Origin of the sequence: Stenotrophomonas sp. NPDC047960 (assembly GCF_043204395.1) — a bacterium.
Lineage (GTDB): Bacteria > Pseudomonadota > Gammaproteobacteria > Xanthomonadales > Xanthomonadaceae > Stenotrophomonas.
The window spans coordinates 1069731-1085162 of record NZ_JBIDBX010000001.1 but is presented as its reverse complement, the minus strand read 5'-3'; the positions used below and the strand labels follow the sequence as shown (position 1 = coordinate 1085162).

Annotated in this window: 15 protein-coding genes; all 15 read left to right on the top strand. The window is 67.3% G+C overall.

The window, feature by feature from the left end; genetic code table 11:
* The first annotated feature begins 3 nt into the window (after positions 1-3).
* The 15 genes from fliJ to ACGFZ3_RS05065 all read left to right on the top strand — a co-directional run bounded on the left by fliJ (position 4) and on the right by ACGFZ3_RS05065 (position 15424).
* Positions 4-459, top strand: a complete 456-nt coding sequence (fliJ, locus tag ACGFZ3_RS05135) for a flagellar export protein FliJ (protein ID WP_392917271.1) — start codon at positions 4-6, stop codon at positions 457-459.
* Positions 459-1598 (top strand): flagellar hook-length control protein FliK, encoded by a 1140-nt coding sequence (locus tag ACGFZ3_RS05130; protein ID WP_392917604.1) that lies wholly within the window; start codon positions 459-461, stop codon positions 1596-1598. The genes fliJ and ACGFZ3_RS05130 overlap by 1 nt, the downstream gene beginning before the upstream one ends.
* A gap of 245 nt (positions 1599-1843) precedes the next feature.
* Positions 1844-2377, top strand: coding sequence for a flagellar basal body-associated protein FliL (fliL, locus tag ACGFZ3_RS05125; RefSeq protein ID WP_392917268.1), 534 nt, complete (start codon positions 1844-1846; stop codon positions 2375-2377).
* 9 nt (positions 2378-2386) lie between these two features.
* On the top strand, positions 2387-3394 hold the full coding sequence (gene fliM, locus ACGFZ3_RS05120; RefSeq protein ID WP_392917265.1) for a flagellar motor switch protein FliM: 1008 nt from the start codon (positions 2387-2389) through the stop codon (positions 3392-3394).
* Positions 3391-3732, top strand: coding sequence for a flagellar motor switch protein FliN (fliN, locus tag ACGFZ3_RS05115; protein WP_392917262.1), 342 nt, complete (start codon positions 3391-3393; stop codon positions 3730-3732). The genes fliM and fliN overlap by 4 nt, the downstream gene beginning before the upstream one ends.
* On the top strand, positions 3729-4130 hold the full coding sequence (fliO, locus tag ACGFZ3_RS05110; RefSeq protein ID WP_392917259.1) for a flagellar biosynthetic protein FliO: 402 nt from the start codon (positions 3729-3731) through the stop codon (positions 4128-4130). The genes fliN and fliO overlap by 4 nt, the downstream gene beginning before the upstream one ends.
* Before the next feature lie 2 nt (positions 4131-4132).
* A complete protein-coding gene (gene fliP, locus ACGFZ3_RS05105; RefSeq protein ID WP_392917256.1) occupies positions 4133-4915 on the top strand; it encodes a flagellar type III secretion system pore protein FliP in 783 nt (260 codons plus the stop codon).
* 7 nt (positions 4916-4922) lie between these two features.
* On the top strand, positions 4923-5192 hold the full coding sequence (locus ACGFZ3_RS05100; protein ID WP_017356083.1) for a flagellar biosynthetic protein FliQ: 270 nt from the start codon (positions 4923-4925) through the stop codon (positions 5190-5192).
* Positions 5193-5199: 7 nt separating this feature from the next.
* Entirely contained in the window at positions 5200-5991 is a 792-nt protein-coding gene (gene fliR, locus ACGFZ3_RS05095) for a flagellar biosynthetic protein FliR (RefSeq protein ID WP_392917252.1), read from the top strand.
* Positions 5992-6202: 211 nt separating this feature from the next.
* Complete coding sequence (locus ACGFZ3_RS05090) at positions 6203-8344, top strand: putative bifunctional diguanylate cyclase/phosphodiesterase (RefSeq protein ID WP_392917249.1); 2142 nt, start codon at positions 6203-6205, stop codon at positions 8342-8344.
* Between the two features lie 177 nt (positions 8345-8521).
* Positions 8522-9652, top strand: coding sequence for a flagellar biosynthesis protein FlhB (gene flhB / locus ACGFZ3_RS05085; protein ID WP_392917246.1), 1131 nt, complete (start codon positions 8522-8524; stop codon positions 9650-9652).
* Positions 9649-11754, top strand: coding sequence for a flagellar biosynthesis protein FlhA (gene flhA / locus ACGFZ3_RS05080; RefSeq protein ID WP_392917243.1), 2106 nt, complete (start codon positions 9649-9651; stop codon positions 11752-11754). The genes flhB and flhA overlap by 4 nt, the downstream gene beginning before the upstream one ends.
* 151 nt (positions 11755-11905) lie before the next feature.
* Positions 11906-13807 carry an AAA family ATPase gene (locus tag ACGFZ3_RS05075; protein ID WP_392917240.1) on the top strand — a complete coding sequence of 634 codons (1902 nt, stop codon included), beginning with the start codon at positions 11906-11908 and terminating at the stop codon, positions 13805-13807.
* Positions 13794-14681 carry a MinD/ParA family protein gene (locus ACGFZ3_RS05070; protein WP_068851643.1) on the top strand — a complete coding sequence of 296 codons (888 nt, stop codon included), beginning with the start codon at positions 13794-13796 and terminating at the stop codon, positions 14679-14681. Before ACGFZ3_RS05075 ends, ACGFZ3_RS05070 begins: the two co-directional genes overlap by 14 nt.
* A complete protein-coding gene (locus ACGFZ3_RS05065) occupies positions 14678-15424 on the top strand; it encodes an RNA polymerase sigma factor FliA (RefSeq protein WP_392917236.1) in 747 nt (248 codons plus the stop codon). The genes ACGFZ3_RS05070 and ACGFZ3_RS05065 overlap by 4 nt, the downstream gene beginning before the upstream one ends.
* The last annotated feature ends 8 nt before the right edge of the window (positions 15425-15432 follow it).

Genomic DNA, 15432 nt, shown 5'->3' with positions numbered 1-15432 from the left:
CCCATGCAATCCAAGCGCATCGACCCCCTGCTCAAGCGGGCCCAGGACCACGAAGACGAAGTCGCCCGCGACCTCGCAGAACGCCAGCGCGTGCTCGACACCCACCTCTCGCGCCTGGAAGAACTACGCCGCTATGCCGAGGAATATGCCAACGCACAGATGGCCGCCACCAGCCCGGCCCAGCTGCTCAACCGCCGCGCCTTCCTCGACCGACTCGACACCGCCGTCGCCCAGCAGCGCCAGACCGTCGACAGCAACCGCGAAAAGGTCGAAGCGGAGCGCGCCCGCCTGATCCTGGCCAGCCGCGACAAAGCCGTGCTCGAACAGCTCGCCGCCAGCTACCGCGCCCAGGAAAAAGTGCTGGTCGACCGCCGTGACCAACGCGAAATGGACGACCTCGGTGCCCGCCGCAGCCGCCTGGCCCGTGCCGAAGACACCGACAGCGGAGACGCCCCGTGATGCCCCCCAGTCTGCTCGGCAGCAGTGCCGGCGCCACCGCCGGCAGCAGCGCCACCTCCACCAGCTCCAGCGCGCGCAGCACGACCAGCGGCAACGACCGACGGGACTTTGACGCCCTGCTCAAGCCCGACAGCGGCAGCAAGGACATCCCGGCCAAAGCCGCCACCAACACGCCCAGCACCGCCGACGCCGGCGGCAAGGCCCCAGGCGACGCCAAGCGCAGCCCGGGCAACGACGAACCGACCGAAGAAGCGGCCCCGGCGGCCGCGCCGTCCACTGCAGCCACCGACACGCCGGCAAGCAGCGAGCCCAGCGACGACACCGACGCCGCGCCCTGGCCCCCGCTTGGCCTCGCCGGCCTGGCCCTGGCCGGGCTCGAACCGGCCACGGTGATGGCAGCCCCCGCGGCCAACGCCGATGCCGCCGCCCTGGCCAAGGCAGATCCCGCCCTGCCCACCCTGCCGACCGCCACGACCACCCCGACAACGCCGGCGTTGCCGGGCGCGATCGCAGCCGCCGACAGCAAACCCGCTCCCATCGCCCTGCCGCTGGACGCCGAAGCCGCCGAAGACATCCCCCTGCCCAAAGCCCTCACCGACGCCATCGCCAACGCCGGCGGCGACACCGACGCCCCCACCACCCCGCTCCTGCACGCCCTTCACGCCGCCGCCGAACTCAAAGCCGCCGCCACCGCCAGCACCCCGTTCCAGGGCGATCCCACCGCCACCCCGCACATCGGCGGCGACGACTTTGACGATGCCATTAGCACCCGCATCGGCTGGCTCGCCGACCAGAAAATCGGCCACGCCACCATCAAGGTCACCCCGCACGACCTCGGCCAGATCGAAGTGCGCCTCCAGATGGACGGCGACAAGGTCCACGCCAGCTTCAGCAGCGCCCACGCCGACGTCCGCCACGCCCTCGAATCCAGCATCCCGCGCCTGCGCGAAATGTTGAACGAGCAGGGATTCCAGCTGGGCAACGCCGACGTTGGACACCAGCAGACCGCGCAGGATGGCAAAACCGGCGGTGGCCAGGCCGGCCACGGAACCACCGACGGCGACCCGGCATTAGCCGAAACGACGATTTCGCCATCTCAGTTGATGCGCCAACGCGGATTGGTCGACGCATACGCGTAAAGCCGGCCCGACCAACGGTCGGGCCCTACCGAAAGACAGGCCAATACCGGGCGCCCGACCAGCGCACCGGTTTTGCATTTGGTTTTTCCCCCGTCAATGGGACACCGACCCGCCAAGCCCTCAGACAGCGCACAGCCGACGCCTTTGACGTTGACGTTGACGTTGACGCCAGACCGTCAAATTCCCGACAACGGAACACCGGCGCATTACGGCACACCCTTTGCATGTAGCCAGGAAGCAATCCTATGGAGCTTCCCCTCGTGGCCGCAGCCGCTGACAAAACCAAGAAATCCACCGACAAGGACAAGGCCGCCAAGCCGCGCAGCCCCCTCCTTGTCACCGCCCTGATCGCCGTCGTCGCCGCTGGCGCCGCCGGTGGCGGCGTGTGGTACTTCACCCAGTCCCACGACGAGAAGACCCCCGCCAAAGCCGCCACCGCCAAATCGGCCGTCCCCGCCCCCGCCCAGTACTTCGGCCTCGAACCCCCGTTCGTCGTCAACCTCAGCAGCAGCTTCGACGGCCCCCGCTACCTCCAGGTCGAAGTCCAGCTCATGACCCGCGACCCGGCCGCCCTGGAAGCCATCAAGCTCCATGCCCCCGCCATCCGCGCCAGACTGCTCATGCTGTTCTCCCAGGTCGAACCGGCCCAGATCGCCGACCGCGCCGGCAAAGAACGCCTCCAGGCCGATTCCCTGGCCGAAGTGCAGAAACTGCTCAAAGCCGAAACAGGCAGCAAGGGCGTCGACGAACTGATGTTCACCAGCTTCGTCACCCAGTAAGGGCATCCCATGAACGACCTGCTTTCCCAGGACGAAATCGATGCCCTGCTGCATGGCGTGGATTCCGGCGCCGTCGAAACCGAAGTCGACGCCATCGCCCCCGGCGAAGCGCGCAACTACGATTTTGCCAGCCAGGACCGCATCATCCGGGGCCGCATGCCGACCCTGGAAATGGTCAACGAGCGCTTTGCCCGCCTCTGGCGCATCGGGCTGTTCAACCTTATCCGCCGCTCCGCCGAACTATCCGTGCGCGGCATCGAGCTGATCAAGTTCAACGACTACATGCACTCCCTGTATGTCCCGACCAACCTCAACCTGATCCGCTTCAAACCCCTGCGCGGCACCGGCCTGATCGTCTTCGAGCCGACCCTGGTCTTCGCCATCGTCGACAACTTCTTCGGCGGCGACGGACGCTACCCCACCCGCATCGAAGGCCGCGAATTCACCGCCACCGAAATGCGGGTCATCCATCTCCTGCTCAAGCAGACCTTCGCCGACCTGCGCGAAGCCTGGGCCCCGGTGATGGATGTCGAGCTGGAATACATCAATTCCGAGATCAACCCCCACTTCGCCAACATCGTCACCCCACGCGAATACGTCGTGGTCTGCCGCCTGCATGTCGAACTTGACGGCGGTGGCGGCGACATCCACGTCACCCTGCCGTACTCGATGCTCGAACCGATCCGAGAGCTGCTCGACGCCGGCATCCAGAGCGACCGCAACGACCGCGACGAAAGCTGGGGCACCATGCTGCGCGAACAGCTCAATGTCGCCGAAGTCACCCTGTCCAGCGTGCTCGCCACCAAGCGCATGAGCCTGCGCGACCTGACCCGGCTGAAGATCGGCGACATCCTGCCGATCGACCTGCCCCCGCAGGTGCCGCTGTGCGTGGAGAACATCCCCGTGTTCACCGGCCAGTTCGGCGTGGCCAACGGCATGAACGCCGTGAAGATCACCGCTACCCACCCCCCGGGCACCCGCCCGCGTGCTCCCGTTATCCAGGAAGACCCGCAATGAACGACGACATCGAAACCAACGAACCGGCACCGGCGCAGTTCACCACCCTGCACTCCGACGATACCAGCGGCGGCCCGGATCTGAACCTCGACGTGATCCTCGACGTACCGGTCACGCTGTCGCTGGAAGTCGGCCGCGCCCGCCTGCCCATCCGCAACCTGCTGCAGCTCAACCAGGGCTCGGTGGTCGAACTGGAACGTGGCGCCGGCGAATCGCTCGACGTGTTCGTCAACGGCACCCTCATCGCCCACGGCGAAGTGGTGGTCATCAACGACCGCTTCGGCGTGCGCCTGACCGACGTGGTCAGCCCCAGCGAACGGATCCGGAGACTGCGTTGACCGCCCTGGCACTCATTGCCTCCGGCGCACCGGCCGCCAAGGTGGGCCAGCACGCCGCGGCAGCACCCAGCATGTTCGGTGCCGTGCTTGCACTGCTGGCCGTGCTTGCCCTGATCGTCGGCCTGGGCTGGGTGCTCAAGCGCATGCCGGGCAGCGGCTTCAAGCCTGCCGACGGCCTGCGCGTGGTGGCCAGCCTCAACGTGGGTGCCAAGGAGCGCGTCGTCGTCGTGGATGTCAACGGCGAACAGCTGCTGCTCGGCGTCACTGCGGGCGGCATCAACACCCTGCACCGCCTGCCCGAGCCGCTGCCGACCCCGGAACCGGCACGCCTGCCGGATTTCAAGAACCTGCCGAATTTCGCCCAGCTGCTGCAACAGCGGCTGCGCAAGGAAACATGATCATGCGTGGCCCCCGAGCACCCTGGACCCGTTACCTGCCGTTGCTGCTGACCCTGCTGCTGTGCGCGCTGCCCGCGCTGGCCATGGCCGCGCCCGGCCTGCCCGGCAGCCCCGCGCTGCCGGACGTGAATGTCGGCAGGATCGGCAGCCAGCCGGTCAGCCTGCCGCTGCAGACCCTGCTGCTGATGACCGCGATCACCCTGATCCCGTCGATGCTGCTGGTGCTCACCGCCTTCACCCGCATCATCATCGTGCTCGGCCTGCTGCGCCAGGCGCTGGGTACCGGTCAGACCCCGTCCAACCAGGTCCTGCTCGGCCTGGCCCTGTTCCTGACCGCCATGGTGATGCTGCCGGTGTGGCAGAAAGCCTGGGGCAGCGGCATGGCGCCCTATCTCAACGGCGAGATCGATTTCCAGACCGCCTGGACCCTGACCACCCAGCCGCTGCGCGCCTTCATGCTGGCCCAGATCCGCGAAACCGACCTGATGACCTTCGCCGGCATGGCCGGGCATGGCACCTACGCGAGCCCCGACGCCATTCCGTTCCCGGTGCTGGTCGCGTCCTTCGTCACCAGCGAACTGAAAACCGCCTTTGAAATCGGCTTCCTGATCTTCATCCCGTTCGTGATCATCGACCTGGTCGTGGCCAGCGTACTGATGTCGATGGGCATGATGATGCTCTCGCCGATGCTGGTCTCCGCGCCGTTCAAAATCCTGCTGTTCGTGCTGGTCGACGGCTGGGTGCTGGTGGTCGGCACCCTCGCCGCCAGCTTCAACGCCGTCTGAGGCCGCCATGACGCCCGAACTTGCCCTGACCGAACTGCGCGGTGGCCTGATAACCGTGCTGTGGGTGGCTGGACCGCTGCTGTTGACCGTGCTGATCGTCGGCGTAGTGGTCGGCGTGGTGCAGGCTGCCACCCAGCTCAATGAACCCACCATCGCCTTCGTGGCCAAGGCGGCCGCACTGACCGCCGTGCTGTTCGCGCTCGGCAGCCTGCTGATCGGTCACCTGGTCGAGTACACCACGCTGCTGTTCCAGCGCATACCGCACCTGATCGGATAGCCGCGCGATGGATTCGGCAACCCAGATGGCCGCCGACGGGCTCAACGCCTTCGGCATGATCGGCACCGTGCTGTGGACCATGCTGCGCATCGGCGCCATGATCATGGCCATGCCGCTGGTCGGCAGCCGCGCGGTGCCCAACCGGGTGCGCGTCATGCTCTCCGGCGCACTGGCCATCGCGCTGTCGCCGATGCTGCCGCCGGTACCTGCCTGGACCGGTTTCGATGCCGCCACCGTGCTCAGCATCGCGCGCGAACTGGCCATCGGCGTGTCCATCGGCTTCCTGCTGCGGCTGGTGTTCGAAGCCGGCGCCATGGCCGGTGAACTGGTCTCGCAGGGCACCGGCCTGGCCTTCGCGCAGATGAGCGATCCCATGCGCGGCGGCACCTCGGGTGTGATCGGGCAGTGGTTCTACCTGTTGTTCGGCCTGCTGTTCTTTGCCGCCAATGGTCATCTGGCGTTGATCTCGCTGCTCATGGACAGCTACAAAGCCGTGCCGATCGGGGCCTCGCTGCCCAACATCGATGCGTTCCTGGGTGCGGCGCCCGACTTCCTGCTGCAGGTGCTGCGTGGGGCGTTGAGCCTGTCCCTGCCGATCACCGTGGCCATGTTGGCGGTGAACCTGGCCTTCGGCGTGCTGGCACGTGCCGCACCCGCGCTCAATCCGATCCAGCTGGGCCTGCCGGTCGCCCTGCTGTTGGGGTTGTTCCTGCTCACGGTGCTCGCAGGTGAAATGGGCCCGCCCGTGCAGCGCCTTTTCGACGCTGCGTTCCAGGCCGCAGACGCTGTGACCCGTTGAGGAGCGTCCGCACCCCGCATCCCCGGGCGTATGCAGAACGGATGACGGCCGCGTGATGACGTCATGAAAATTGGCCGGATTTGCCCTTGCATTTGCCCCCGCCTGTGTCGTTACCATGCGCATACGGCAGGGGGAACGTGCCAGAGCAGTCCACGCAGAAGCGCGGGCCAGTCTTTCTAGATTGCAGCTGTGTACGCCAAGGAGAGTCATGATGCTCGTCGGCAGCTACACCCCATGGTTGGTCGTGGTTTCCCTGCTGGTCGCCATCATGGCGTCCTTCACCGCGCTGGACATGGCCAATCGCGTCACCACCGCGCCCTCGTCCCGGATCAGTATGTTGTGGTTGCTGGGCGGCGGCTGTGCCATGGGCCTGGGCATCTGGTCCATGCACTTCATCGGCATGCTGGCCTTCAAACTGCCCATTCCGCTGGGGTACGACCTTGAACTGACCAGCGTCTCGCTGTTGGCTGCGGTGGCCTCTTCGATGTTCGCGCTATGGCTGGTTTCCCGGGCCACGCTGCCGCACTCCCGGCTGGCCCTGGGCGCACTGCTGATGGGCAGTGGCATCGCGAGCATGCACTACCTCGGCATGGCGGCCATGCTCATGCGCCCCGGCATCGAATACCACCCTGGCTGGTTCACGCTGTCGATCATCATCGCGGTGGCTGCCTCATGGGTCGCGCTGTTCGTCGCGTTCCGCCTGCGTCACAACGACATCCGGCTCCAGCATCGCCTTGCACCGGCGGTGGTGCTGGGCTCGGCCATTGTCGGCATGCACTACACCGGCATGGCCGCTGCGCGGTTCCCGGCCGACAGCGTCTGTGGTGCAGCCGCCGGCACCGGCCTGCAGACCCAGTGGCTGGCAGCACTGGTGATGGTGCTCACCACCGCCATCCTGGCCGTGGTGCTGCTGGTGTCCTGGCTGGACCAGCGCCAGCAGGCGCAGCTGCTGCGGTTGCGCAATCAGCACCTGCGCAGTTCGCTGGACGATGCGCACGCCGAGCTCAGCCAGGCCGCACTGCATGATCCGCTGACCCACCTGCCCAACCGCCTGCTGCTGCAGCAGCGCATCGAACAGGCCTTGGTGGACGCCGAACAGCGCGGCGGACGCTTTGCGGTGATGTTCATGGACCTGGACGGTTTCAAGCAGGTCAACGATGCCTATGGCCACCAGACCGGCGACGCGCTGCTGGTGGCGGTCGCCACGCGGACCCGCCAGTTGCTGCGCGCCGCCGACGTGATGGCCCGACTGGGTGGCGACGAATTCGTGCTGGTGGTGGGTATCGACAATGACGAGGACGTGTCCGCCCTGGCCGGTCGCATCATCCAGGCCGTGGGCACCGGCAACCTGGTGCCCGGACACGAACTGCAGGTCACCGCCAGCGTCGGGATCGCCATCTGTCCCGACCACGCCACCACCGAACGCCAGTTGATGGGATATGCCGACGCTGCGATGTACCAGGCCAAGGAAGCCGGACGCAATGCGTTCGTAGTGTTCTCCGCATGGATGAGCGACAGCGCCGAGCAGCAGTTCCGGCTGCTGGCCGACCTGCGCCGCGCGATCCAGGGCAACCAGCTGTTCCTGCACTACCAGCCCAAGGTGCGGGTCAGCACCCACCAGGTGTGCGGTGCGGAGGCCCTGATCCGCTGGCACCACCCCGAGCATGGCTTGATTCCCCCGGATCGCTTCATCCGCCTGGCCGAACGCAGCGGCGTCATCCACGATATCGGACGGTGGGTGCTCAACGAAGCCTGCCGCCAGCTGCGGCGCTGGCATGACGCCGGCCATGACGGCTGGTCGGTCTCGGTAAACCTCTCCCCGATCCAGTTCGGCTCTCCGAACCTGCTCGGCGAAATCAGCGACGCGCTCAAACTGCACCGGGTGGAGCCGCGCCGATTGATCCTGGAGATCACCGAAAGCGCGGTGATGCGCGATACCGAGACCAGCCTGCGCCTGCTGCAGGCATTGGCGCGGCTGGGCGTGGGCATTTCCATCGACGACTTCGGCACCGGCTATTCCAGCCTGCTGTACCTCAAGCGCCTGCCGGCCACCGAGATCAAGATCGACCATGCCTTCGTGCGCGACCTGGAAAACAGCTCCGAAGACGTGGTGATCGTCTCGGCCATCGTCGCGCTGGGGCACGCACTGGACATGGACATCGTGGCGGAAGGGGTGGAAACCGCCGGCCAGCGCGCCTACCTGGAGCGTCTGGGCTGCGATTTCCTGCAGGGTTACCTGCTCGGTCGCCCGGTTGACGCCGACCGCTTCGCGCAGCTGCACGACCTGCCACGCCCAAGAATCGTGGTATCCCAGGACCACAAAGCCTCGCAGGGCGGGCATTTCCTGGATTAGCCGGACACGCGCAACACCACGGCTCCCGCCACGATCAATCCGGCATCGACTGCACGTACATCCCCGACGTTCGGTCAGGGCATGACCATCAACGAAGCAGGCTGTTGCCGTCCAACGGCCCGGTAACGGAACGGTTCTTGCAGCACCCCCGGTACCCCCCGTGGTGCCCTGCTCCCGATGTCCGACGAAGAACAAGCCGGCGAAAAAACCGAACAACCTACCGAAAAACGCCTGCGCGATGCCCGTGAACAGGGCAACATCCCGCGTTCTCGCGAGCTGGCCACCGCCGCCGTGTTTGGTGCCTCGGTGCTGGCGCTGATGGCGTTTTCGGCGGGCATGGCCCGCAGCGCCAAGGACTGGATGAAGCTGGCCCTGACCCCGGAGGCGGGCCTGCGGCTCGAGCCGCTGGGGTTGTTCAACCACTTTGGACACCTGTTCCTGCAGCTGATGCTGGCCCTGTGGCCGCTGCTGCTGATCTGCCTGCTGGCCAGCTTCCTGGCCCCGGTGGCCATGGGCGGGCTGCGCTGGTCGAACAAATCGCTGATGCCGCAGTTCAACCGGCTCAGCCCCATGGCCGGCATGAAGCGGCTGTACGGCGCCGAGGCCATCGGCGAATTCACCAAGTCCCTGTTGCGCATCGTATTCGTCGGCACTGCCGCCGGGCTGGTGGTGTGGCATGGCATCCGCGGGCTGCGTGACCTGGTCCACCAGCCGCTGGAAGCGGCCATGGTGAACGGCCTGGGCTTCACCCTGAAGCTGATGCTGGCCACGGGCGGGGCCATGATGCTGCTGGCCGCCATCGATGCCCCTTACCAGCGCTGGAACTGGATGCGCAAGCTGAAGATGACCCGGGAGGAACTGCGCAGGGAAATGAAGGAAAGCGAGGGCAGCCCGGAAGTGAAGGGCCGCATCCGCCAGCTGCAGCAGCAGATGTCCAACCGCCGGATGATGGAAGCGGTGCCCACCGCCGACGTGGTGGTCGTCAATCCCACCCACTACGCGGTAGCCCTCAAGTACGACGGCGGCAGGATGGGCGCCCCCACCGTCGTGGCCCTGGGCGTGGACGAAACCGCCCTGCGCATCCGCCAGGTGGCCGACGGCAACAAGGTTGCGATTGTCTCGGCCCCGCCTTTGGCACGCGCCTTGTATCGGGAAGGTCAACTTGGAAAGGAAATTCCCGTGAGACTGTATTCGGCCGTTGCCCAGGTGCTGTCCTACGTCTACCAGCTGCGTACCTGGCAGGGGGGGCCGATGCCGGCCGCACCCAGCATCGACGTGGATGAGTTCGGCAAGAGAGGCCGCCCATGAGCGCCCAGCCCGCCGGCATGAACACCCGCCGCGCCCTGGACATGATCCGCCAGGGCCTGGGCGCCCCGCTGATCGTGCTGGCCCTGCTGGCCATGGTGGTGGTGCCACTGGCCGCCCCGGTGCTGGACGCGCTGTTCACCTTCAACATCGCCATCTCGCTGATGGTGCTGCTGGCGGTGGTGTACGTGAAGCGTCCGCTGGATTTCACCATCTTCCCGATCGTGCTGCTGATCACCACCATGCTGCGGCTGGCGCTCAACGTGGCCTCCACCCGCGTGATCCTGCTCAACGGCCAGAACGGCCATGAAGCGGCCGGCAAGGTGATCGCCGCCTTCGGTGAATTCGTGATCGGCGGCAACTACGCCGTGGGTATCGTGGTGTTCGCGATCCTCACCATCATCAACTTCGTGGTGATCACCAAGGGTGCCGGCCGCGTCTCCGAAGTGACCGCGCGCTTCATCCTGGACGCCATGCCAGGCAAGCAGATGGCGATCGACGCCGACCTCAACGCCGGTTTGCTGACGCGTGAGGAAGCCAAGCTGCGGCGTGAAGAAGTCCGTGAGGAAGCCGACTTCTACGGCGCGATGGACGGTGCCAGCAAGTTCATCCGTGGCGATGCCATCGCCGGCATCCTCATCCTGTTCATCAACATGCTCGGCGGCCTGGCAGTTGGCGTGCTCCAGCACGGCATGCCGTTCGGCGAAGCAGCAGCCACCTACACCCTGCTGTCGATCGGTGACGGTCTGGTGGCGCAGCTGCCGGCGCTGCTGGTGTCCTCGGCCGTGGCGATGCTGGTCACCCGCGCCTCGCGCTCGCAGGACATGGCCCAGGCCATGATGGGCCAGGTGTTTGGCCAGCACCGTGCCCTGACCATCGCCGCGGCGATCCTGGGCCTGGTCGGCCTGGTCCCGGGCATGCCGAACGTCGCCTTCTTGACGCTGGCCGCGATCCTTGGCTTCATCGCCTGGACGCTGTGGAAGAAAAGCGTGGCCGCCGAACGCGCCGCCGCGGCCCCCGCCGCCGGCTCGACCAACGCGCTGGGGCTGCCCGGAGCCAGCAGCCCCTCGCCGACCGCCGAACTGACCTGGGACGAACTGCGCCCGGTCGATCCGCTGGGCCTGGAAGTGGGCTACCGGCTCATTCCGCTGGTGGACAAGAACCAGGGCGGCGAACTGATGGCGCGCATCAAGGGCGTGCGCCGCAAGCTCACCCACGACATCGGCTTCCTGATCCCGTCGGTGCACATCCGGGACAACCTGGAACTGGGCGCCAGCGCCTACCGGCTGCTGATCCACGGCGTGCCGGTGGCCACCGCCGAGATCCACCCCGACCGCGAACTGGCGCTGGACCCTGGCAGCGCGCTTGGCGCGCTGGAAGGCATTGCCGGCAAGGACCCGGCGTTCGGACTGGATGCCACCTGGATCCAGCCGCACCAGCGGGCCCACGCCGAATCGATGGGCTACACCGTGGTCGACCCGGCCACCGTGGTGGCCACCCATCTGTCGCACCTCATCCGCGAACATGCGCCGGAGCTGCTTGGCCACGAAGAGGTGCAGCAGTTGCTGGCCAACCTGGCCAAGAGCGCGCCCAAGCTGGTCGAAGACCTCACCCCCAAGGCGCTGCCGCTGTCGGTGGTGGTGCGCGTGCTGCAGAACCTGCTGATTGAACGCATCCCGGTGCGCCAGCTGCGCAAGATTGCCGAATCACTGGTCGAGAACGCGCCGATGAGCCAGGACCCCGGCGTACTGACGGCTGCCGTGCGCAATGCGCTGGGGCGTTTCATCGTCCAGGAGATCGCCGGCATGTCCGCCGAGCTGCCGGTGTTCACCCTCAACCCGCAACTGGAACGGGTCTTGCAGGAGTCCACACAGGGCAACGGCGCAGCGCTGGAACCCGGACTCGCCGAGCGACTGCACCAGAGCCTGGCCGAATGCGTCGGCAAGCAGGAAGCGAAGAACGAGCCCGCGGTGGTGCTGGTGCCCGGCCCGGTACGTGCCGCGCTGGCACGGCTGGTACGCCACAGCGTTCCCTCGCTGTCCGTGCTGGCCTACAGCGAGGTACCCGAGGACAAGCGGTTGAAGCTGGTCGGCACGATCAGCTGAGCCGGAACTCCGACAGCAACGCGTCAGAAAACAGACACCCCAATTTCGCATTCACCGCAGCAGGACAAGAAGGGAAACCCGGACCGTGCAGACCACCGACAACCAGCGCTCCCCTTCCACCCCCCAGCCGCCCCAGTCCCGGTACCACAGCATGAAAATCAAACGCTTCGTCGCTCCCGATATGCGCTCGGCCATGAACCTGGTGCGCAAGGAACACGGTCCGGATGCCGTGATCCTGTCCAATCGCCGGATCGAAGAAGGCGTGGAAATCGTGGCCGCGGCGAACTACGACGAAGGCGCGGTGCAGCGTGCGTTGGAAGCCGCCCGCAAGGACGTGGCCCCGCCGCCGCCGGCCCCGCGCCCGCGCAATGCTGCCGATGCGGTGATTGCCGCGGTGACCCGCCGCAGGGCACCGGCCACCGCGCCGGAGCCGGTGGCCGCCACCACCTCGGCCGTGGCGGCCCTGGCCCGGGCCGCCGTCGGCGCCACGGGACGCACCCTGGACAGCGCCCACGAAATCGTCCCACCGCCGGGCAGCAGCGGCTTCGCCGCGACGCTGGCCCGCGCCAGCGTGCAGCCGGCCCCCCAGCTGCCGGAACAGATCTTCGCCCCGTTCAGTGTCGAACAGGCGGCGGCCGCCGAGCGCGCCGTGGCTGCGCAGGTCGCCGACCCCGTACCGGCAGGTGTGGAAACACCGGTCCGCGCCGCCGCGCCGGCCGCGGCCAACCGCGCCCGCTTCATCATCGACCCGCCACTGGACGAAGCACCGCTGTTTGAGATGCATGCCGCACCCGGTCGCACCCGCCTGCCGCCGCAGCTGCCGCAGATGCCGCAGATGCCGGCACAGCAGATGCAGCGCGCTCCGCTTGAAACCCCGGCCGCCCCCCTGTGGGAAACCGTGCCGGTGGTTCCGGCTGCCGCCAGCCCGGCCATCCAGATCGACGATTCGGCGGTGTTTGCTGCACCCGCTCCGGTGATTCCGGTGGTTCCGATCGTTGTGGACGACATCGCCGCGCCGGTCGCCGCGATGACCGTTGCTGCACCGGTCGAGCCGTCGCTGCAGGCCGCCAACGAACCGACGGTGACCGCCGAGGTCATCACCGCCCCGGTGGCTGCCGTTGCCGCACCGGTAACCCTGGTCCGCGACGATGAGGAACTGCGCCAGCTGCGCCATGAAGTGGCCGGCATGCGCACGGTCATCGAGCGCGAAATGAACCGCTTCACCGACGAGCGCCTGCGTGGCTCGGCGGTGCGTGCCGCGGCCCTCGACCTGATGGACGAGTACGGCTTCGACGCGGGCATCTGCCGCGACGTGGCCCTGCAGATCCCGCTCGACACCGAAGCCCACCGGGGCCGCGGCCTGATGCTGGGCCTGCTCTCGAAGAAACTGCCGATCGCTCCGGTCGACCCGCTTGAAGCCGGCGGCGTGATCGCCCTGGTGGGCCCCACCGGCGCCGGCAAGACCACCACCATTGCCAAGCTTGCCTCGCGCTTTGCCGAGGCCCATGCCGCCCGTGACGTGGCCCTGGTCACCACCGACACCGCCCGCATCGGCGCCCGCGAACAGCTGTACGGCTTCGGACGCCAGCTCGGCATCGCCGTGCATGAAGCCAGCAGCGGCAGCGACCTGGCCCAGCTGCTGGAGCGCCTGAAGGACTACAAGCTGGTCTTGATCGACACCGCCGGCCTGGGCCCGCGTGACCGCGCGCTGGCCGCACAGCTGCAGTGGCTGCGCGCGGCCCCGCAGATCCGCACGCTGCTGGTGCTGCCGGCCAACACCAGCTTCGGCGACATGGACGAAGTCGTCCGCCGCTTCAGCGCCGCCAACCCACAGGGCGTGGTGCTGAGCAAGCTGGACGAGACCGGCCGCTTTGGTACCGCCCTGTCGGTGGCGGTTGACCACCGCCTGCCGATCACCTGGGTCACCGATGGCCAGGACGTTCCCGAAGACCTGCACCGGGCCAGTGCAGCCAATCTTGTACTTCGCCTTGAAGATTTGCGCCGCGCGGCCGATATGCCCTGCAACCCGGAGTTGAACCATGCCGTCGCGTGAGTATGAAAACCTGACCAGGACCTTCCCGTTGTCGGCCACCCGCAGCCAGCCGCTGGGACCGGTGCGCACCATCGCCGTCACCGGCGGCAAGGGCGGCGTGGGCAAGACCAACGTGTCGGCGAACCTGGCCGTGGCGCTGGCCGACATGGGCAAGCGCACGCTGCTGCTGGATGCCGACCTGGGCCTGGCCAACATCGATGTGATCCTGGGCCTGCAGCCCAAGCTGACCCTGGCCGACCTCGTCGCCGGGCGCTGCACGCTGGATGAAGTGATCCTGGAAGGCCCCGGCGGCGTGCTGGTGGTGCCGGCCGCGTCCGGTCGCCGCCACATGGCCGAACTGCAGCCGGCCGAACACGTGGGCCTGGTCAACGTGTTCTCCGAACTGGAACGTGACCTTGACTTCATGGTGGTCGACACCGCCGCCGGCATCACCGACGGCGTGCTGACCTTCTGCCAGGCCGCGCAGGACACCGTGGTGGTGGTCTGCGACGAACCGGCCTCGATCACCGACGCCTACGCCCTGATCAAGGTGCTCTCGCGCGAACGCGGCGTGGACCGCATCCAGGTGGTGGCCAACATGGTCCGCGACCCCAACGAAGGCCGCGTGCTGTATGAAAAGCTCAGCCGGGTCTGCGACAAGTTCCTGGCCGATGTCTCGCTGAACTACCTGGGCTGCGTGCCGCAGGACGACTGGCTGCGCCTGTCGGTGCAACGCCAGCAGCCGGTGGTGAAGGCCTACCCTTCCAGCCCGTCGGCCCAGGCGATCGCCGAGATCGCCCGCCGTACTGCGCGCTGGCAGGCTCCGACCGAGCCGCGCGGCGGCGTTGAATTCTTCCTGGAACGCATCCTCAAGCAACGCGGGGTGACCGCATGAAAGGCGCCGCACAATACAAAGAGGTGCAGCGCGCCGCCGCCAACGAGTGCATTGCCCAGCACTCGGACCTGGTCCGGCGCATCGCCCACCACCTGGCCGCACGCCTGCCGGCCAGCGTAGAAGTCGACGACCTGATCCAGGCCGGCATGATGGGCCTGATCGAGGCCTCGCGCAGCTACGACGCCGACCAGGGCGCTTCATTCGAAACTTATGCCTCGATCCGCATCCGCGGCTCGATGATCGACGAGATCCGCCGCGGCGACTGGGTGCCACGTTCCGTGCACCGCCGTGCCCGCGACGCCGCTTCCACCATCCGCCGCCTGGAACAGAGCACCGGCCGCGCCGCCAGCGCCACCGAAGTGGCTGCCGCGATGGACATGCCACTGGCCGATTATCTGCGCCTGATGGAAGACGCCGCGCGTGGGCAGGTATTGAGCCTGGAATCGCGGATCGAAGACCAGGGCGAACTGGATACCGTCGCCCAGGGCGGTCCGACCCCGCAGCAGGTGCTGGAGCGTGGCGAATTCGGCCGCGAACTGGGCAATGCGATCGGGCTGCTGCCCGAACGCGAACAACTGGTTCTGTCGCTGTACTACGAGCAGGAGCTGAACCTGAAAGAGATCGGCGCGGTGCTCGGCGTCAGCGAGTCGCGCGTCTGCCAGATCCATGGCCAGGCAGTGCTGCGCCTGCGTGGCCGACTGAAGATCTTCGAGGCGGCCGACGCCGGCCTCGAGAACACTTGATACCGAGG